The following is a 20,697-nucleotide window of genomic DNA, read 5'->3' as shown; positions in this document are numbered from 1 at the left end:
AATATTTTAAAAGATTACAAAAAAAACGTATTTTAGTCTAGCAGGTAATTATAATTCAATACTTGCTATTTTCTTTTCTGCATAAATTCCATACGGTTTAATCAATATTGCAAACAAGGCTGCAGGAATACCGCAAAAATATATTAAAATAACCCAAAGATAAGAATTCATGCTGAAAAATACTACAACAGCAGAAAGAACTAAAATAATCATATTAAAAAACATGATAAAAAGCACGTTCATATTTTGCTTCATTGCTGCAACAGGATTATCCCAATTAAGTTTAGGATGAGCCGTGTCTAAAAATAAAGAAACAAGGTTTACAAAGGCCGAAAAACAAAGAGCCACTAGAGATGCTAAAATTATATGAAGAAGACCGAAGTTAAATACAAAACCTGCAAAGCCCACCCCTATTACTATCGCAAAAAGGGCAAAAATCATGGCATGGGCTAATTTAGCATACATATAAGCTGCAGCATCAATCGGTAAGCTTTTAACAAAAGGAATAAATTTAGCATCCCTGGAAAGGGCCGTATCCGCAATATTAGTCATTGAACCTAAAAATCCTGATGCAATACCCGTAATTACAAAGCCCGCATTTCCATGCATAAAATCAATTATATGGGGCGGAATATTATTAAGATTTAATCCCTTTGCAATGCTTATAACAATAAGCAATATGGGCATAAGTATAATAGAAAAAGGGCCGTTTAAAAGATAAATCGGAGTGCGGTTCATCATTTTAAATTCTCTTTTTACGTAAGCGATAAAGGGAGAAGATTTTTTTATATTTTTATGTAAAAAAGACGAAACCTGTTTTGCTTCAAGTTTTTTTATACTTCTTTCATTAAAACCTATTAAGCTGCCGGTATAAAGTTTTGACATAAATCCTATAACCAAGGCCGGAAGAAGTGCACAAAAACCAACCAGCAATAAGATATATAAAAAACTTAAACCGGAAGAAGGCTCACTTAAAATATAACCCACAAGTTTTATCGGAGGATAGTATGAGCCGTAGGTTTGAAAGGCTGAAGCATTGGATTCAACCATTTTGTAAAGAGCCTCAGGATCGGAACCGGAAGCAGATTGGATTATATAATTAAAACCCAGAGCAAGAGCCATACCTACAATTCCGTTTAAAGCCATAATGACGTTTTTATTTTTAAAAACTCGAGTAAAGCGCATAATCAGGATATTAAAAAAATAACAGACTGAAATCATCGGCAGAGGAATCACAAGGGCGCAGATGACGGCCGATGCATAAAACATAAAAGGCGGAGATTCCATATACCCGTAAATTCCCATCAAAACCGCAAAAAAGGCAAAAGAGGTAATAAGCGAATTAACGCTATTTGCAAAAAATTTTGATGCAAACAAGGTGCGGGGCCTGATGGGCATGGACAAAAACTGTTCTTCAATTTCGCCGATATAGTAAGTAGAAATAGTAAGCATAAAGCCGAACAAAAGGCTCATAAAAGAAATCAGAACAGCCGTTACTTCAAAAAGAATACTTATATTGTTTACGGCCTTTGCCGTTCCGTATAGACCGAAAATCAAAAACCCGAAAATAAATAAAAATTCTGCAAAGACAAATAAAAACAGAATTGCCATGCCAAATATTTTAACCTTGGAATTTCTTGTTACGGTTTGATCACCCTTTTTTTTTCTTTTTTTAATTTGGGCTCTAAAATTCTTAAAGTTAAAAACCGAAGCCAAATAAATTTTAACCAATCTAAAAAAAACTTTCATATTTTTAACTCTCTTAAACTTCTCCGTTTTCAAAACTAGAAGAAGGTTTATCATCAACGAGCTCCAAAAAGAGCTTTTCAAGAGAAGCGTTTTCTCCTCTTTTTTCCCTCAGCTCCTGTAAAGAACCTGCAAACATAATTTTACCGGCATTTATAATTGCAAGCCTATCGCAAAGTTTTTCGGCCACTTCCATAACATGTGTAGAAAAGAAAACAACCTTTCCGGCATCGGCTCTTTCTCTCATAATTTCCTTTAAGGAAAAAGCCGATTTAGGGTCCAAACCTACCATGGGTTCATCTAAAATCCAAACGGAAGGGTCAGATAAGAGACTTCCGGTAACCAAAAGTTTTTGCTTCATTCCGTGAGAAAAACTTCCTATGCTCCCGTTTAAAGCATCATTTATGCCGAAGAGCTTGGTATAACGCTCAATTTTTTCCCGTCTCAAATCAGTAGGAACGGCATAAACATCCCCTATGAAATTTAAATATTCAACAGCCTTCAGTTGCGAAAAAAGCTCGGGGTTATCGGTAACATAGCCTATTCTTCTTTTTGCTTCCATAGGGTCTTCGGCTATGTTTACACCGTCAACGATTATCGCCCCTGAATCAGGATTAAGAACACCGGTTATCATTTTAATTGTAGTTGTTTTTCCGGCTCCGTTAGGCCCTAAAAAGCCGAAGATTTCACCGTTTCGTACATTCACCGAAATGCCGTCTACAGCCTTTGTCTTAGAAGAACCGTAGGCCTTTGATACATTTGAAATTTCAATCATAAATACTCCCATAAAAACTTTTTGCAGCAAATAGCAATTTGCGAAAAAAGTTTTTTCAAGCGGTTTGCTTGCAAACCGCATACAATAACACGACGTTTGCCGAAAGGCAAACTCGGCAGATAAACAGTGAGGCAGTATTTGTGCCGAACTGTTTATCACACCTCCCTTTAATAAAATAAGCAGTGGGGCTGAATTTCTGCCGAAATGTTTATCATAACTCCCTTTACCGTGCCTGGCGCATTTTTTTTATACTTTCTTCAAGATAGCCGCATTCAACTAAATATTGTCTGCGCGAAACGACCAAGGCCATAAGTTCCTTATACATTTCAAAATTAACCTCAAGAGCGATAGGAAAAATATAGAGCTCGGTTTCATTACAATAGCGTTCAATAAATTCGGGATCCGTTACAAAACCCAAACTTATCATATTGCTTATTCTGTCGGCACATTTTAAAATTTTAGCCTTTTCAGACCCGTTTTTTATTATATTTTTTAGGTACTCGGTCTTTTCTTGTCCTTTTTTCTTTGTAACTTCCAAAACAAGTTCATAAACCTGTCCCGATTCCGAATCTATGTTTAAAATTTCATTTACATTAAAATCTTCGATATCTTCAATGACATCATGGATTAGAGAAGCCTTTAAAAGAACGCTGTCGATGTACCCGTAGTCTATAAGAATAGCCATAGTATCCACCTGATGCCGGAACATATTACCTCCTGCATGACGGGCCTTTCCGATTAAGACTGTAGCAACCTGCATGTAAGGAGCAAGATAAATTCCTTTTAATACTCCTAAATCTCTTGTCAAAGCAAACTCCTTATGGTTATTCTTTTAAATAGCCTTTTATACCTTAATAGTCGTGAATTATACTAAAATAAAAGGTTTGATGTCAATAAGGGAGAAAATCGTATGTAATGTTTTTTAATAACAACGGCTTCAACTCTTTGATTTTGTTTTAAAATCAATTTTATATCGAGGTTAAATTTATATAAATCAATAATTTGAGTATATAACAACCATGATGTTACTGCTAACACTATGACAAATACCAAAAAAAACGGCCATTTCTTTTTAATATTATTTATCATATAATTTTAGAGGGAAAAAAGAGGAAAGATATTTCCCTTCCCTTAAAACATAGATTAAACACCCATTAATTAAAGATTGGGCTTCAGTGCTGTACCTTTCGGAATATAGATTTCAAAAAAGTTATTAGGATCGGGCATAAAATGACCTGAACCGTCAACTTTATAAACTTTCTTATAGTAGACTTCGTCGGCTTTTGTTTTAAAAAGCTGCGATGAGCCTTTCCATGTTTCCGTAGTTGTTGTGATTCCTAAATTGGTTTCCGAACTTTCATGGCGGCCTGTGAAAGTTTCAACTTCTTTTCCTACCCATTGCGTTTTTAACGAGCCTGATTTTACGGCGGCAAAAAACTGCTTGGTGTATGTCGGCATACCGGTAGTAGAAAGTTCATCTTCTTTCGGCAATATATTTACACCATTTAATTTCAAGGTTCCTGTTATCTTTAAATCTTCAGGAAATTTAATACCTTCTTCAACCGATAATCCGGGCTGAATCTCACAAATGCCGCCGCTTTTGAGCGTAATTTTAATTGTGCGGAAGCCCATCCCGTTTAAATAAAAAATTCCCTGCCAAACATCACCGCCCATATCTTTTGCGTCAAGATAATGTGTCCCGCTTGTAAGATAGTCGCAGGCGTTTACCTTTTCTTTTGTAAGAGTAACTTTATCTACGCCCGATCCTGCAAAGTGCGTTTTAAAGTTACTTTCAGTGCTGGAGATGGTCAGTTTATCTCCATCCCATTTATATGTTCCGTAAGAACCTAAAAGAAACTGATCTACAATTTTTTGTCCGTCAAATTGACAGGCTGTACAAATCAAAGCCATCCCAATAATAGCTGCGGCTGCCGCAATTGTAAAATTTCTATTTTTCATTTTATTTCTCCCATAAGATAAACAGTGAGGCACCATTTGTGCCGAACTGTTTATCACACATCCTTATCAATAATTATAATAATACTCAATTTATCTTATTTTATCAAGTAAAAGGAGCAAGGTATTTAACACTTTCTCCTCCTCACTTTGCTTCATCGGGGTGAAGGCCGGGTTTTGCGTTGGCCAGGAGGAGTTTTAAGCGGTTGAGCTGGTTTACTTCGCTGGCACCCGGGTCAAAGTCGATGGCCGAGATATTTGCCTCCGGGTAGCGGCGGCGCAATTCTTTTATCATTCCTTTTCCTGTTACATGATTTGGAAGACAGGCAAAGGGCTGAACACAGGCAATGTTTGAAACGCCTGAATGAATGAGTTCTATCATTTCGGCAGTTAAAAACCAGCCTTCACCGGTAACATTTCCAAGCTGTAAAATTCCGTCAACCGAATCGGCCAATCTATATATGCTCTCAGGAGAGGTAAACCGTTTACTTTTATTTAAAGCTTTTTTTATAGGTTTTCTGTACCGTTCAATCACCCAGATGCTGAGCTTTGCAATGAGGCGTTTTTTAAACGAGTAATCAAGATAGGTATTTTTATAGATACCCGAAACCGTAGAATAAAGGAAAAAATCCAATAAGTCTGGAACAACACATTCCGCTCCTTCCCTTTCAATGGTACTGAAAATATCATTATTTGCGGCAGGATGAAACTTAACCAATATTTCCCCTACTACACCTACACGAGGTTTTCGGATATTTTTTAAGGGCAGGTTATCGAATTCTTTTACAATGCCCCTGATTATTTCCTTATATTTTCCGGCTGTCATTTTTTTTAGAGCATCCTTGATAAGGACGGCATATTTTTTATATATTTCGTTTGCAGAACCGGGAACTTTTTCGTAGGGACGTGTACGGTAAAGAACCCTCATTAAAAGGTCGCCAAGGCACATAGCTTGAGCCACCCTATGCAAAACTGGAAGTTTTAATTTAAAGCCGGGATTTTTTTCGATGGACTGGGCACTGATGCCTATTACGGGAACAAAGCCCAAGCCTGCATCTATAAGAGCGCGCCTTATAAAACCTATGTAATTTGTTGCACGGCAGCCTCCTCCGGTTTGGGTTATAGCTAAGGCTGTAGTGCGTAAATCATAACGGCCTGATTTTAGGGCAGATATCATTTGACCTGCAACTATTATGGCAGGATAGCAGGCATCATTATTTATATATTTTAAGCCGTATTCGACGGCATTTTTATCGATTTCAGTAAGGATTTCAAGGTTATAACCGGAATGAGAAATCGCTGCCCCTATAAGGTCAAAATGAATAGGAGACATTTGAGGGGCTAAGATTGTATAACGTTTTTCCATCTCTTTTGAAAAAACAATTCGGTCATAGGCAGCCGATTTTTTACTCAAAATAAGCCGGCTTCTTTTTCTTTCCTTTACGGCAGCTAAAAGGCTTCTTACCCTTATTCTTACGGCCCCCAAATTAGAGCCCTCATCTATTTTTATGAGGGTATACATTTTTCCCTTAGATTCTATTATTTCCTGCACTTGATCGGCCGTTACCGCATCCAAGCCGCAGCCGAAACTGGTAAGCTGTATAAATTCCAAATTATCTTGAGTTGAGGTAAAATTTCCTGCTCTGTATAAGCGGTTGTGATAGGTCCACTGGTCTACAACTCGCAAGGGGCGTTCTATCTTTCCCAAGTGAGCCACTGAATCCTCCGTCAAAACAGCAAGACCGAGGCCGGTTAGCATCTCAGGAATGCCGTGGTTAATTTCAGGGTCAAGGTGATAAGGGCGGCCTGCGAGCACAATGCCTTTAATATTTTTTTCCTTTATTAACCGCAAGACCTCTTCGCCCTTTTCTTCCGTTTCTTTTTTAAAATTATTTTCTTCTGCCCAAGCAGTATTAACGGCATTTCTTATAGCTTCCAAACTTATCGAAAACTTTGTACCCAATTCTTCATAAAGACGGTCTATTAAACGGTGTTTATCGTAATACGGTAAAAAAGGATTTAGATAAATTATATTAGCGTCCTGCCTGAGAACATCGATATTGTTTTTTAGAACTTCTGGATAGCTTGTAACAATGGGACAATTATAATGGTTTCCTGCCCCATCATCTTCTTTTTTTTCGTACGGGATACAGGGGTAAAAAATATTTTTTACTCCCAACTTTAAGAGGGCTTCGATATGGCCGTGGGCAATCTTTGCAGGATAACAAACCGATTCGGAAGGAATGGATTCAAGCCCCATCTCGTAAGTTCCCCGCGTGGAGCGCGGAGAAATTCTAACCGAAAAGCCCAGTTCCGTAAAAAAGGTAAACCAGAAGGGATAGTTTTCATACATATTTAAAACCCTAGGAATTCCTATCTCGCCTCTAGGTGCTTCATTTTTAGGAAGGGGTTTATATTTAAAAAGCCTTTTATACTTCCAGTCAAAAAGATTCGGGATATCCTTTTTGTTTACCGTCTCTTTATCTTTAACGGAAGCAGGGGATGAACATTCTTCAATTCCGCTGTTTTTATCAAGCTCGGCTCCCCTTTCACACCTGTTTCCTGTAATAAAACGGCGCTTTACTCCGGATATGTCAAAGGTATTTACCGTCAAAAGGCAGTTATTGGGACATTTGGGACAACGCAATAAATCAAGCTTTACCTTAAAATTTTCCAAACCTTCAATATCGGCAATGTTTGATCTTATTTTGCCTTCGGAAAGATTTTCTTCTTCAAGGTCATGCCATTGGTCTTTTGCAATTAAGGCAGCTCCGTAAGCTCCCATAAGACCTGCAACATCGGGGCGGACAGCCTGCCTTCCTGAAACAAGTTCAAAGGCACGCAAAACCGCATCATTATTAAATGTTCCGCCTTGCACTATTACCTTGCTTCCTACTTCGGAGGCATCGCGCAATTTAATAACCTTAAAAAGGGCATTCTTTATAACTGAATATGAAAGGCCCGAAGAAATGTCTCCTACGGAGGCGCCTTCTTTTTGAGCCTGTTTAACGCGGCTATTCATAAAGACCGTACACCTTGTACCGAGGTCTACCGGTTTTTCGGCAAGAAGAGCTTTATTTGCAAATTCGCTTATATTCATTCCAAGAGAGCGGGCAAAATTATCCAAAAAGCTTCCGCAGCCTGATGAGCAGGCCTCATTTAACTGAATAGAACTTATCGCTCCGTTTTTCATGCGGAGGCATTTCATATCCTGTCCGCCTATATCCAAAAGGAAATCCACCCCGGGCAAAAAGAATTCGGCGGCACGGTAATGGGCTATGGTTTCAACCTCGCCGGCATCCACGCCTAAAGCAGCCTGAAAAAGGCTTTCTCCATATCCGGTAGAAACCGAGCGGGCTATGTAGGCCTTCGGAGGGAGCATTTTATACAGGTCTTTTAAAACCTTTACTGCAAGTTCGACGGGATTTCCTGCATTTACATCATAAAAACGCCAGAGGATTTTTCCGTTATCGTCTATTAAAACGGCTTTGGTTGTAGTTGAGCCCGCATCAAGTCCTAAAAATACGGGTCCTTCGGCCGTAAAAATATCGCCTGAAGGAGCCATCTCCTTTGCATGCCTTATTCTAAAACTTTCAAGTTCTTCTTCATCTTTAAAAAGGGGCGGAAGGCGCTGCACCTCAGGCATTTCTGAAGATGCTATCTTATAAATATCTTTTTTAAATTGAGAAAGTTTTATAAAATGAGGTTTGATTGCAGCAGGCTCTTCTTCAAAAATAAGAGGCGCTTTGTTTTCTTCTTTTTTTAAGGAGGTTTTAAATTGAGCCTTTTTTAGATCCAATGGAACCGTCGGCTGAAAGGGAGAACTTGAAGCCTTAGGCAGATTACCCGCCCCTGCAGCACTTAAGGCCGCTCCCATGGCTACAAAGAGCTCGGAATTTTCAGGCGTGATAATTTCGTCATCTTTAAGTTTTAAGGTTTCGATAAATCTATGCCTTAGCTGGTCTAAAAAGTGCAAGGGGCCGCCTAAAAAGGCAACCTTTCCGCGAATTGGTTTACCGCAGGCAAGGCCCGAAATAGTCTGGCTTACAACAGCCTGAAATATACTTGCTGCTATATCTTCCCTTTTTGCTCCCTCGTTTATAAGGGGCTGAACATCCGTTTTGGCAAAAACTCCACAGCGGGCGGCTATAGGGTAGATGGTTTGAGCATTTCTTGCAAGTTCGTTTAAACCTAGCGCATCGGTTTCCAAGAGGGCGGCCATCTGGTCTATAAAGGAGCCGGTACCGCCAGCACAGGTACCGTTCATTCTTTGTTCGATATTCGCGTGCTCAAAATAAGTAATTTTTGCATCCTCACCGCCTAATTCTATTATAACATCGGTTTGAGGAATTAATTTACGGACAGCAGCAGTGGAGGCTACCACTTCTTGAATAAATGGAATGTTAAGCCAGTGAGAGACTGCAAGACCTCCGGAGCCGGTTACGATTAGGGAAAGCTCTACATCTTCACCATATGCTTTTTCGACAGCTTCAACAGCAAGTTCGCACACGGATATGATAGTCGTTCTTATATCGGCTCTGTGCCTTTGATATTTACTAAACAGGATTGTTCCGTTATCCTCTAATACAACAACTTTTACAGTTGTAGAACCTACATCTATTCCGAAGCGCAGCACTCTATCTTTATTCATAACACCAACCGATTCTAAATTATAATTTTATATCCATGTCCTTATCCAATGGATATATGGGACGCGGAGTTTGAGGATAGTCTAATGTTTCCAAAATCTCATTTGAGCATCCTTTAGATTCCGCCAATATTGCCCTCTTTGCTATACATTGAAAGCAAGGTTCCAAATAACCGAGCTTTACAATAACGATACAATAATCCTCAGCTTTTACATCTAGGGCAGGTAAAAGCTCTTCATCCCCAAAGCCTATGTGATTTGAGGTTAAAACTATTCTTATGTCCCCCATTTCGACAAGGGCTAAACGGGAATTATAAACTCCGTAGTTTTTTACAAGTTTTAAGACTTTCACGGAACAAGGAATTTTTTTGCCGTTAATTTTATCCCAGGTTCCGCCTATAGTTATTTCCAGGGGAGCCCCCTCCCCTGCATCAAAGCATTTTTCTACAGCAGCCTTATCAAAAAAACCCGAATAAAGCACCTTTGTGGGAAGAGCTTTTAAAGCTTCTTTTTGTTTTAAGAGAGCCTCAAAACACTCGGTAGAATCTCCTGTAGAACCGGCTGTAGGGTTATCTCCCGAATCCGAAACAAAAACAGGGAATTCTTTATTTTGCATTACAGATTCTATAGCCGTTTTTATTGAAGTAAAGGAATCATAATGCTCTACCTTAAATTTAAAATTATGACGTTCTGCCCAAAATTCCTTAGCTATTTTTAAGGCCGCCCTATCTGCAAGGGCTTGATCGTTTAAGGCAGTCGTTACTATGGTTACGCCGTTATCCTTACTGTCTGCCCATGGGAAGCCCAAAAGAACTGAGGCTGCAAGTAAGTCTTTTTCTTTTTCGGCCTCAACACATGAGGCTATTAGGCTTTTCATAGGCTCTGCGGCAGTTTCGCTTTTTTCGCCTGCTACCAGCATTGGGATTTTTACCCTTCCTATGCAAAGTTTATTTGAAGTCTCCAAAGCTTTTTTTAAAAGCTCAGCTGCATGAACTCCGGTTTCATAGCAGTCAATATGAGGAGCTGTTTTATAGCCTACAATGCCGTCACAATACTTAATCATCTCATCGGTTACCGTAGCATGCATGTCGAGAGCCGTCGTTAAAGGAATATGGGGAAGCTTTTCGCGGATGGCCTTTAAAAGATCGCCTTCGGCAGGCCCTATGTTTTGAACCTTTAAGGAGCCGTGAAGACCTAGACAAATGCCGTCAATAGGAGCCTCCAAAAGAGCCTTATCTATATAAGCTAAAAAATCTTTTTTAAGTTCGGTGTATAGATTATAATCAACCAAGCCGTTAGGCACAGCCCTTGCAACTACGGCAGGTACTACCTCCCAGCCCCATTTTTGAATAGTCTCAATAATTCCCGTAGAAGAATAGTATGGTTTTAAGCCCTTTGTTAAAACTTCTTTTCCCCTAAAAATAACAAAATCTTCAATTCCCGTAATTATAGGGTTAAAGCTGTTTGACTCATGATTTATGCATCCTACTAAAATTCGCTTCATTTATGCTCTTACCTTATTTCTTTTTTCCTTGATTTGCAACTGCATTTATTTTAGCGTTGATTTTTTCTTGATCTCCAAGGTAGCGTTTACTAAGAACCTTAAAATTTTTATCGAATTCGTAAACCAAGGGAACGCCTGTCGGAATATTTACCGATATTATTTCTTCATCGCTTAAATTTTCAAAATATTTAACCAAGGCTCTCAGGGAATTACCGTGGGCAGTGATAAGGATCCTTTTTCCTTCGAGCATTTGAGGTTTTATAGTCTTTTCAAAAAAGGGAACTGCTCTGGCGATGGTATCTTTTAAACTTTCGGTTAAGGGGAGCTCTGATTTTTCAATACCCCTGTACTGTTCCTGCAAATAGGGACAGCGCTTATCTCCTTCTTCCAAAACGGGAGGAGCAATATCAAAGGAACGGCGCCAAATTTTTACCTGATCCTCTCCGTATTTTTCGGCTGTTTCCGCCTTGTTTAGGCCCTGCAAGCCCCCGTAATGCCTTTCATTCAGTTTCCAAGTCTTTATGACGGGAAGCCATTCCCTATCCATCTCGTTTAAAATATAATTGAGGGTATGAATTGCCCTTTTTAAATAAGAGGTATAGCAAATATCAAAGTCAAAACCTTCTTTTTTTAAGTAGGTTCCGCCCTCTTTTGCCTCTTCTACACCTTTTTCACTCAAATCGACATCCGTCCATCCGGTAAATAAATTAAGCTTATTCCATTCACTTTCGCCGTGTCTGACTAAAACCAATTTCATATAGTCCTCCAATTAAAGTTAATATTATACGATAGGTGTTATAGTGTCAAGAGAGGAAAAAATAAGCTTGGATAAAAAATAAAAAAAATATTTTCAAAAAGTACTATTGTTTTTAACTAAAAGCTATAATATAATGGAGGCAGGAGGAAAAATAAGTGATTTCCAATCGCTTCCATATTTTCTATGCATGGAAAAAATATTTTTTACAAGGAGAAATTTATGGTAAATTGGAAAAATTCAAATCACTTAATGGAAAGTGATGATTCTGTTTTCGGTCTCGGAACCGGAACAGTAGTAAAGTCTGCAAGAGGTTTAGGATTCAATTCGAATCACGATGATCCTCATGTTGTGCCCGAAGAAGGAAACGATGATTCCGGCACAGGACCAGCACCGTCCACACCTGATCCGGGAAACACAACTCAGGATCCGGTTAATTCGGGTACGAGTCCGGCTCCGTCTGAACCGGCACCTGTAGATGAAGGAACAAATCAGACTGATCTTTCAAATACAGAAGACGAAGCTGCTCCTCCTTCAAATAGCGGAAGCGGCAACAGTGATGGTGGAAACGGAAGCCATTATAATGAAGATTATAATGACTACGATTCCGGACACAACAATTATTATGATGATGATGATCATCATCATCATCATTCAAGCAGCGGAAATTCGGATACCGAAATCGGCAATACTGCTTTGACCGGAACTTCATCTAACTCAAGCTCTAATAGCGGAAATACAGGAGCAGACCAATCGCCTACTTCAAACAGCAATAATATTGGTAAGACTAAGGAAGGGCCGCCTTCTGTTATTTCACAAAGAGAAAGAGGAAAAGCAGCTTTGCTATCCAGATTGGATATTGAAGATTTTATTAAATTTGAACCTAAGGGGATGAAGGGAGACATTATTAGAAAATATAACCACATGAAAAATTATTCAAGCCCCATTGTAGCTATCGATGAAAGAGGTAACTATATAGAAAAAAATGATTTTAAGGTAGATGGTATGGATATTTCAATTAAGCGTGAGCATGACGGTTACGGAAATGAATTCGATTCGGTTCGGACTATTGAAACCGTAAAGTTAGCAAACGGGCAGGTTGTAAAGTGCAATATTCAGGACATGGTTGGTGCTAATGCGGAAAGTAAAGCCTTCGCCGATGAACGAGGTGGTATGACCTTACCTGACGGTAAATATTATTTTACGGCAGAAGACCTGACAGAGCAAGCAGATGGTACATATAATTCAATAAAATTTGCAAATACGTTGAGGCTGCAAACTAAGGATTCAAACATTCCTAAAAATATTAGGGATGATATAAATTCCAAGTACTTTCTTTTTCATGCTACCGAATATAAAGAAGGTTTTATACCGGAAGACGGTGGAAATAGGATATGGATTAATCCTTGGTCTGCAGGATGTATTTCGTCCATAACAGGAGGACAGTCCACACATGATGATTTTATGAATATGCTGACAGGAATCACTCCCGAAAATATCAGCGTTACCATAACATCTAAACGGCATGTAAATATATAATTATTTACTAGCAACATTCTCCGGACAGGTTAAAAACCTGTCCGGGCTAAAAAATTACTTAAAAACTTTTATGAGGAGAAAAAAAATGTTTTTAAAAAGTAAAATCGGTTTATTTAAAAAAAGCTTATTTTTATGTCTTTTTTTAATTATGGGTAGTTTTGCCGTAGGACAAAACTTTGATTTGGCAGGCTTCGGATATACAGGTATGGTACCATGCCCCTATTTTATTGAATTCCAAAAAGGAAACAAAATCGAAATAAGCTGGTACAATGCAAATCAGAAAAGAGTAAAAAAGCTCTACACTTACAAAAAAAAATATATAGGTAGGTTTCCCTTATTTGAATTGGATGCCGATATGCCTGAAGACCTATATGCAGGACTTAATCCCGAATCAAAAAATTACTACGGAAATAAATTTATGCTTTTAACGGGATTGGCAAAAAAAGCTTGGAAAGAAAACGAGGACGGTATTATAGGACTGGGTATGCTGCCAGCACGCAAGGGTAAAAAAGCTTCAGGCTTTTTTACAAGATTTCCCATGGGAGGAACAGGAGAATATCCTTGTTTTAATTATGAAAATGTAAGTTCGTATTTTGTCGAAGAATCAAAAGAAGGAAAAAGAGAGTATAAAATAGAAAATTTATCAATTATGGAACAGGACACCCCTTGGGTAGAAGGTGTAGACGGCTGGGGTATAGGAGAGTCCTTTGTTATACAAACACAGAGGAACAATGACGATAAATACATTCTCTTGATGAATGGTTATATTTCCGCTTCGAATCCTAAACTTTATGATGAAAACGGAAGAATTAAAAAGATAATGGTTGAGGGCGTTACAAGCGGTAAGAAAAAAGAGTTCACCGTAAAGGATACACCACACCCGCAAACTATAGACATAAGTTTTTTACCCAAACAAGAAGATGTTAAGGTAACAATATTGGATGTATACAAGGGTACAAAATACGAAGACACAGCCATTCATTTTATGATTTTGTGGAGAACAGAAGTTATTCCATACGAATAACAACTTTTACAAGGAGAGAAAGAAATGTTTTTAAAAAGTAAAATCAATTTATTTAAAAAAAGCTTATTCCTATGTCTTTTTTTAATTATGGGTAGTTTTGCAGCAATTCTTAATGCTGCAGAAGATAAGGTGCTAAAGCTACCTGATGGTCCTATAGTCTTCCATGGAAAGGAATTGTTATTCACCAACCCGTATACAGTTTCGGAATTTGAAGAAAAATTCGGAAAATCGGATAGAATTGAAAATGTAGACTCAGAAGGATGGATTGTTTTTTACAAAAAAGAAAATATAAAATTTTATTTTGAAAGTAACTATCTTCAATGTATTTTGGCTGAATTTAGCTTTTTTGATGAAATAGAATTAAAAAAACTAAAGATATCAAAAGGCGATTCCTATTCAAAAATTCGAAATGAGCTAAAAAACAAAAATATACCATTTATTGTAACAGAAGTACCTAAACAAACTTTTACGATAACCTGTTTTTTAGTGAATGTGAATACAATTTTTACTAAGATGAACATTGTTTTTTCTGCAAATGGTAAACAAAAAGTTATAAAAATTATTTACGAACCGGATATGATATAATTGTATCTATCTAAATACAGGAAATAAAAAATAAGGAGAAAAAAAATGATATTAAAAATAAAAAAGAATATGTTTATTTGTTTTTTGTTTTGTATTTTCGTAATACAAATATATTCCAGTGATGTTCATGAATTTAAAATAGATGATAGCCCCATTATATTCCGCGGAAAAGAGATTGACTTTAATGCGGTATATACTAAAGAGGATATCGAGGAAAAATTCGGTAAAACTACCTATGATGAACTCAATCCCGGCGGATTAGATATTGGATATGAGGATGATGGACTTATTATGACTCTTAATCATGATGGTAGCTTTAAGGGCATATCTATGTATTTCAACTTCTTTAATAAGATTGAAGTATACGGTCTTATTATAGAACAGGGTAATACATATTCTGAGATTCGAAAAAAAATCGAAAAAAAGAAATTTGACTTTATTGTTATTGAGGGCATAACTGGTGATATCTCTATAGAAGAAATAATATTTCTTAATAAAAACACAGGCAATATGGAACTCAAAATTTGGTTTTCTAATAAGGGTGGTGATAGAATAGTTAAAGGCCTTTTTTATGGACATAAAAAAAATAAGGAGAGAAAAAAATGTTTTTAAAAAGAAAAATCAATTTATTAAAAAAAAGTTCATTCTTATGCCTTTTTTTAATTATGGGTAGTTTTGCCGTAGGGCAAAACTTTGATTTGGCAGGCTTCGGATATACCGGCGGACCTCCGCTTGCTTATTTTATCGAATTCCAAAAAGGAAATAAGATCGAAATAAGCTGGTATAATGCTAAAGAAGAAGAGGTAAAAAAGCTCTATACTTACAAAAAAAAGTACATAGGCAGCTTTCCCCTATTTGAATTGGATGCCGATATGCCTGAAGACCTATATGCAAACCTTGATCCAAAATCAAAAGAATATTTAGGCAATAAATTCATGCTTTTAACGGGCTTGGCAAAAAAAGCTTGGGGAGAAAACGAGGATGCCGTTATAGGCCTCGGTATGCTGCCTGCACGCAAGGGTGAAAAAGCAGAAGGCTTTTTTACAAGATTTCCTACTGGAGGAACAGGAGAAACACCTTATTTCAAGTATACAAATGAAAGTTCACATTTCATTGAAGAAACAAAAGAAGGGAAAAGAGAGTACGGAATAGAAAATCTATGCTACATGAGACAAGACAGCCCTTGGGTAGAAGGCGTAGACGGCTGGGGTATAGGAGAGTCCTTTGTTATAAAAACACAGAGGAACAATGACGATAAATACATACTCTTGATGAACGGCTATATTTCAGCTTCAAATCCTAAACTTTATGATGAAAACGGAAGAATTAAAAAGATATTGGTTGAAGGTGTTATAAGCGGTAAGAAAAAAGAATTTATAATAAAGGATACGCCCCATCCGCAAACTGTAGATATAAGTTTTCTATACAGACAAGAAGATGTTAAGGTAACAATATTGGATGTGTACAAAGGTACAAAATACCAAGACACAGCCATTCATTTTATGATTTTGTGGAGAACAGAAGTTATTCCTTATGAATAAAATCACGGCAGTTCCTAATCGGAGCTACCGTTCTTTCCGTTAAAGATAAAACATGTAAAAAAGCTTTATTTAAAGTTTGCTCTCTCACCTCATCTCTTGAACCTGAAAATCGATAAGTGTGAGTTTTAAAAACGAGAGCTTCTTTTTTTAAAGCTTTTGAATCATGTAATTTTTTAAAATCAGAAGGTACAGGACAAAAAAAAGCGGACGAAATACATACCGTTCCGGGAGGGTTTCCTTCAAGGCTTGAAGGGCCGGCAACTCCGCTTACCGCAATAGAAACAGCAGGTTCAGAAGCACAAGAAACATCAAAGAAATTTCTAACGGCACCGAAAGCCATAGCTTCTACTGTTTGCGGGCTCACCACTCCGAAAGAGTCTATCAGTTCAGGCTCTATATTTAAAAGTGAGATTTTAGCCTCGGCTGTATACACAACATAACCGCCCCAAAGCACTTCCGAAGCACCGGGTATTTTTGTAAACTCGGAAGCTATCAAGCCTCCGGTCAAGGATTCGGCAGTTATAAGCTTAATGCCTCTTTCTTTTAGAAGAAGAAAAACTTTTTTTATAAGCTCAAAATCAATCACTAAAATTCCTATAAAAAAGCATTACTCACGGCTAAGCTGTTCTTTAAGCTGATCTGACTTTATAGAAAAAAAGTTTTTTTCGGGGAAACCGGTATTTTTAACCATTCTCACAGAGCCTTCAAAAGAAACCTTATCGGCTATTCTAAGACGGCCGGCAGTAATATCCCCCTTAACTGAAGATCCGGACTTTAGATCGACCTTATCAGCTGCCGATAGGGAACCCACGACAACACCCTCAACAACTATTGAAGCAGCCTTAACATACTGCACCCTGCAGTCTGCATTTTTTGAAATATACAAGGAGCCTTGAGAATCTATAGCTCCAATAAATTTTCCCTCAATCTGTAAGGTTTCGGAGAATTTCATCACTCCGTCAAAGACGGTTTCCTTACCTAAAACCGTAACATTTTTTTCTTTATATTTATTATTCCGTTTCATTTAACCTCCGATTTTTTTATAAATTTATTAATTACGATAAAGCACAAAAGCCCTGCTAAAAATACTGAACAAGTCAAAGCAAAAAAATCTCCTAAGTAAGAATAAACCGTTTGGCGGCCGTCTGTCAATACAGGCACATCTACAATTAAAACATCTTTTACAAAAGGAGCCAACATATTTTGAATTTTTCCGTTTTGGTCAATAAAAACAGTCTGACCGGAACTTGCAGCCCGTAAAACCGGAAGACGGTTTTCGACAGCTCTAAAAACCGCCATACTCAAATGCTGATACTGACTTACAGCACTATTTGCCCAAGCATCATTTGTAAGATTTATGATTATATTCGCTCCCCTTCTTGAAAAGGCCTTTGAAATATAACCGAAAGAATCTTCAAAACATATGGGGGTTCCAATTCTTAAATTCTTAAATTCAAGAAGATTTGCTTCTTTTCCTTTTTCCCAAAAATGCGTATCGTTTTCTTTTAAAAATTCGTAAAAACGCGGGAAAAATTTTTGATAAGGAAAATGCTCCGTAAAGGGAACCAAATGCATTTTTCGGTATACTTGAGGTTCAGGGGGTAAAACATTTTTCTTAGGAATAAAGAGTAAGGCTGCATTATAGTCAAGCCTCTTTTCCTCAAGATTATCAAAGTTATTATCTGAAAATTTTTCATCCAAAACACCGTTATCATTTCCTATTAAAAACGGAACTTTTTGATTATCCAAAAAATGCAGCAATTCCCGCACCAAAAGAGAATTAGGATTAGAGGTTGAGGTATATTTATAATGCCACCTTATCATAGGAATAAAAGCCGTTTCCGGCCAGACTACTAAGTCGATATCCGGAAAATTTTTAAGAGCTTTTTCAGATAAGTTTTTAAGTTCTTCATAATTATTTCTATACACTTCCAAATTTCCAAGCCAAGGATCTCTATTAGGCTGCACAAGAGCTATCTTTGTACTTTGGGCTTCTGAAAGATCTATCTTTGTAAAAGCTCCATATAAAATAAATGCAAAAAACGTACCTATCCAAATCATCATAGGCAGTCTATATATTTTATAAACATTCTTTATATCTTTTTCTTTATAAAACTCAAAAAGAAAAGATGCTGTACACGCTGAAAAGAAAATAAGCAAAAACGAAATTCCCCAAACTCCAAAAATGGAGGCAGGCCTTATAAGTAGAGTAAAACGCCATTGAGTATAGCCTATAATTCCATAAGGGTATCCCAAAAAGCCTAGAGTACTTAAATATTCAAAAGCAACCCAAGCTATCGCTTGAAAAATAAAAGAGTACCGGGAAAAATACGAGTCTATTATTTTTAAAACAAAAAACAAAACAGAATAAAGAATACAATACTTTGCAATTATTATATAAATTGCAAGGGGATGAAAAAATATTATCCAAAAATTAAATATAAAATATGAAAGAGCACCGGAAAAGGCTCCCCATAAAAATGAAAATTTTAGCTTAGTTCTTTTAAGTAATAAAAAAAACGGAATAAGGGCTATATATGCAAAAATAGGGAACCCGTTTAGATTCAAATAATTAGGATGCGATAAGGCAAAAAGAATAGATCCTAAAACGGCAAATAAAAAGTTTAAAGAAAAAAATATGAATTTATTTTTCATGATCAATAAGCTCTTGTGTGTCTATTTTGCGCAAAGCTCCTTTAAGCTCTTTGCCGGGTTTAAACCTTATTTTACACCTATCATAAGTTAAAACCTTTTCTCCTGTTTTAGGATTACGGGCATTTTTTTTGCCTTGCAAAACAGTAAAATCAAAAGTACCCAGCCCCCGTATCTCTACAGGGATCCCTTGTTTTAAAAACATCGAAAGTTCTTCCAAAAACAGGTTACTTATACAATTAATCTGTTTAAGCTGATATTGAGAATTTTTACGATAAACGGAATCTATTATGTCAATCTTTGACCGTTTTTTTTTCATTATCATTATAAGAAAATACCGCAAACCCGAACAGGTTTTGCGGTTTTTCTTCATCGTTATTTTGCTTCAAATGAAGCGTTATACAAGAGCTGCATTCTTGACTTTTTGCGGGCTGCCGAATTCTTTGCTAAAATTCCTTTTCGGGCTGCCGAATCAAGTTGACTGGAGAGTTCGCGAAGCAATGCTGCAGCAGTTTCTGCATTCTTAGCATGAACAGCCTCAGTATATTTTCTAGCTGTTGTTCGTACTTTACTCTTGGCAGAACGGTTTCGCATTCGGCGGACTTCACTCTGGTTATGTCTTTTAATCGCAGATCGATTTTTCATTTAAGGTACCTCCGTAATTAATTTAAAACTATAGTTATTGTATATGGCATAATACAGCCGCTTAGATTACACCATATCAATTTTTTTTGCAATAGCTATACGCAATTTTTTTACATCTTCTTCAGGCAAACCAAGGTCGGATGCTGAATCCAAATCCTTTGCAGCCTCAGGATATAAAGCTAATTTAAAATAGGACAAAGCACGCCTAAAATAAACATGGGCTTGGAATTTATTTATTTCAAGTGATTTTGAAAAATATTCAATGGCTTCGTCATCTCTGTTTAACAGAGTTAAAGCTATCCCCACATAATAATGAGAGCGGAAATTTGCAGGATTATATTTACAGCTCTGCAAAAAGTCGGAATATGCTTCTTCATAATTAGCTTGGGCAAAGTAAGCCATCCCTCTATGCTTAAATACAACCGATAGAACTATATCGTTTGGATTTTGTTCAATTATTTTGGTATAAATTTTTTCAGCCTTACCAAAAAGATTTTGATTATGGGCCTCAATTGCAGATAAAATCAAATCATCAATAGTTTCGGCAACCTTCAAATCCTCACTATGATCCGGATTATCATGGTGAACCGTATTGGTTTCGGGCAAGACCATTGCTGTGTGCTCATCAGCCATAGAATAAAATTCTAAGCGTCTTTTTTCAAGTTCGGCATTAAGTTTGTTTTGATAATCGCGAATTTCTTGAAAAATAATATCAGCTAAACTTAAACTTGCATTTATTGAAGCAAGCTTTCTTTTTAAGGGCTGGTCAAAGGGAGAAAACTCCGACTTATATATCAATTCATGTTCAACCTCAGCCCAAGCATCTTGAAGAATAGTTCGAAGCTGTATTTCAAAAATTAAATCCTTGGGTAAGACAAGGCCGACCTTAAATTCTTCAGGTATTTCAAGTAAAAAATGCACAGATTCATACCCAAATTCCCTAAAAGTTCTCTCAGACCCCTTGCGTTCCACTTCTATCACTGTAAAATTTTTTAATAATACAGTCTCAACTTCATTTATATCCTGTAAAAAAGGGCATATGATACGCACTCCCATAATATCTGTAAGTACAGGAAGATCGGAAGTTTCCTTTTTAGGCGGAAATTTTAAAAGCTTAAGATAGTAGCTATTAAAACTTTTTACCCTAGTCTTGTAAGTTGGAGTAGAAGTTATTTTAATTATAGAACGCAAAAATTCCTCTATACGCACTATCAGTACATTTAAATGAGGTACATAAGAGGTATAAGTTTCCCTAAGCTTTTCTTTCTTTGGGAGCCAAGGTACGTCTTCAGACAACATATTTAGTATATTTTTTGAAACAGGACATC

General features: G+C 37.0%; 18 protein-coding genes. 5 read left to right on the top strand and 13 right to left on the bottom strand.

From position 1 onward, the window contains the following. Positions 1–48 precede the first annotated feature (48 nt). The 7 genes from E4N74_RS04500 to gpmA form a co-directional block, all read right to left on the bottom strand. The gene (locus tag E4N74_RS04500; protein ID WP_145475190.1) at positions 49–1,749 is read right to left on the bottom strand and encodes a hypothetical protein; all 1,701 of its coding nucleotides are present in this window, start codon (positions 1,747–1,749) and stop codon (positions 49–51) included. Positions 1,750–1,762: 13 nt separating this feature from the next. Next, positions 1,763–2,521, bottom strand: a complete 759-nt coding sequence (locus E4N74_RS04495; protein WP_255806328.1) for an ABC transporter ATP-binding protein — start codon at positions 2,519–2,521, stop codon at positions 1,763–1,765. A 223-nt stretch (positions 2,522–2,744) separates the two neighbouring features. Continuing rightward, a complete protein-coding gene (locus tag E4N74_RS04490; protein WP_044979249.1) occupies positions 2,745–3,329 on the bottom strand; it encodes a hypothetical protein in 585 nt (194 codons plus the stop codon). A gap of 350 nt (positions 3,330–3,679) precedes the next feature. Next, positions 3,680–4,480 carry a hypothetical protein gene (locus E4N74_RS04485; protein ID WP_255819072.1) on the bottom strand — a complete coding sequence of 267 codons (801 nt, stop codon included), beginning with the start codon at positions 4,478–4,480 and terminating at the stop codon, positions 3,680–3,682. Between the two features lie 142 nt (positions 4,481–4,622). Further along, positions 4,623–9,128 (bottom strand): acyl-CoA dehydratase activase-related protein, encoded by a 4,506-nt coding sequence (locus E4N74_RS04480; RefSeq protein ID WP_255806327.1) that lies wholly within the window; start codon positions 9,126–9,128, stop codon positions 4,623–4,625. A gap of 19 nt (positions 9,129–9,147) precedes the next feature. Beyond that, positions 9,148–10,629, bottom strand: a complete 1,482-nt coding sequence (locus tag E4N74_RS04475) for a M81 family metallopeptidase (protein WP_255806326.1) — start codon at positions 10,627–10,629, stop codon at positions 9,148–9,150. Between the two features lie 13 nt (positions 10,630–10,642). Beyond that, a complete protein-coding gene (gpmA, locus tag E4N74_RS04470; RefSeq protein ID WP_002678467.1) occupies positions 10,643–11,386 on the bottom strand; it encodes a 2,3-diphosphoglycerate-dependent phosphoglycerate mutase in 744 nt (247 codons plus the stop codon). A gap of 219 nt (positions 11,387–11,605) precedes the next feature. Between gpmA and E4N74_RS04465 the strand changes: the two genes are divergently transcribed. The 5 genes from E4N74_RS04465 (at position 11,606) to E4N74_RS04445 (ending at position 16,072) form a co-directional block, all read left to right on the top strand. Beyond that, entirely contained in the window at positions 11,606–12,922 is a 1,317-nt protein-coding gene (locus tag E4N74_RS04465) for a hypothetical protein (RefSeq protein ID WP_255819071.1), read from the top strand. Positions 12,923–13,007: 85 nt separating this feature from the next. Then, positions 13,008–13,946 (top strand): NADase-type glycan-binding domain-containing protein, encoded by a 939-nt coding sequence (locus tag E4N74_RS04460; protein WP_255819070.1) that lies wholly within the window; start codon positions 13,008–13,010, stop codon positions 13,944–13,946. A 24-nt stretch (positions 13,947–13,970) separates the two neighbouring features. Further along, complete coding sequence (locus tag E4N74_RS04455) at positions 13,971–14,531, top strand: hypothetical protein (RefSeq protein ID WP_255819069.1); 561 nt, start codon at positions 13,971–13,973, stop codon at positions 14,529–14,531. A 45-nt stretch (positions 14,532–14,576) separates the two neighbouring features. Beyond that, positions 14,577–15,143 (top strand): hypothetical protein, encoded by a 567-nt coding sequence (locus tag E4N74_RS04450; protein ID WP_255806323.1) that lies wholly within the window; start codon positions 14,577–14,579, stop codon positions 15,141–15,143. Then, entirely contained in the window at positions 15,134–16,072 is a 939-nt protein-coding gene (locus E4N74_RS04445; protein ID WP_255819068.1) for an NADase-type glycan-binding domain-containing protein, read from the top strand. The genes E4N74_RS04450 and E4N74_RS04445 overlap by 10 nt, the downstream gene beginning before the upstream one ends. Here E4N74_RS04445 and E4N74_RS04440 read toward each other — a convergent pair. From E4N74_RS04440 to E4N74_RS04415, 6 genes are all read right to left on the bottom strand, one after another. Next, positions 16,056–16,658 carry a CinA family protein gene (locus E4N74_RS04440; RefSeq protein WP_255819067.1) on the bottom strand — a complete coding sequence of 201 codons (603 nt, stop codon included), beginning with the start codon at positions 16,656–16,658 and terminating at the stop codon, positions 16,056–16,058. The genes E4N74_RS04445 and E4N74_RS04440 overlap by 17 nt on opposite strands. 21 nt (positions 16,659–16,679) lie before the next feature. Then, positions 16,680–17,096: a bactofilin family protein gene (locus E4N74_RS04435; protein ID WP_010697458.1), complete on the bottom strand. Its 417-nt coding sequence runs from the start codon at positions 17,094–17,096 to the stop codon at positions 16,680–16,682. Next, positions 17,093–18,727 (bottom strand): apolipoprotein N-acyltransferase, encoded by a 1,635-nt coding sequence (gene lnt, locus E4N74_RS04430; protein WP_255819066.1) that lies wholly within the window; start codon positions 18,725–18,727, stop codon positions 17,093–17,095. The genes E4N74_RS04435 and lnt overlap by 4 nt, the downstream gene beginning before the upstream one ends. Then, complete coding sequence (locus tag E4N74_RS04425) at positions 18,717–19,043, bottom strand: HU family DNA-binding protein (RefSeq protein ID WP_044979794.1); 327 nt, start codon at positions 19,041–19,043, stop codon at positions 18,717–18,719. Before E4N74_RS04425 ends, lnt begins: the two co-directional genes overlap by 11 nt. Before the next feature lie 56 nt (positions 19,044–19,099). Next, positions 19,100–19,369, bottom strand: a complete 270-nt coding sequence (rpsT, locus tag E4N74_RS04420) for a 30S ribosomal protein S20 (protein WP_044979236.1) — start codon at positions 19,367–19,369, stop codon at positions 19,100–19,102. A 66-nt stretch (positions 19,370–19,435) separates the two neighbouring features. After that, positions 19,436–20,668, bottom strand: a complete 1,233-nt coding sequence (locus E4N74_RS04415) for a RelA/SpoT domain-containing protein (RefSeq protein ID WP_044979235.1) — start codon at positions 20,666–20,668, stop codon at positions 19,436–19,438. Positions 20,669–20,697 lie beyond the last annotated feature (29 nt).

This window comes from Treponema putidum (genome assembly GCF_024401155.1).
In the GTDB taxonomy this organism is placed as follows: Bacteria; Spirochaetota; Spirochaetia; order Treponematales; family Treponemataceae; genus Treponema_B; species Treponema_B putidum.
The sequence above is the reverse complement of the archived record's forward strand: the minus strand, read 5'-3'. Positions and strand labels throughout refer to the sequence as shown.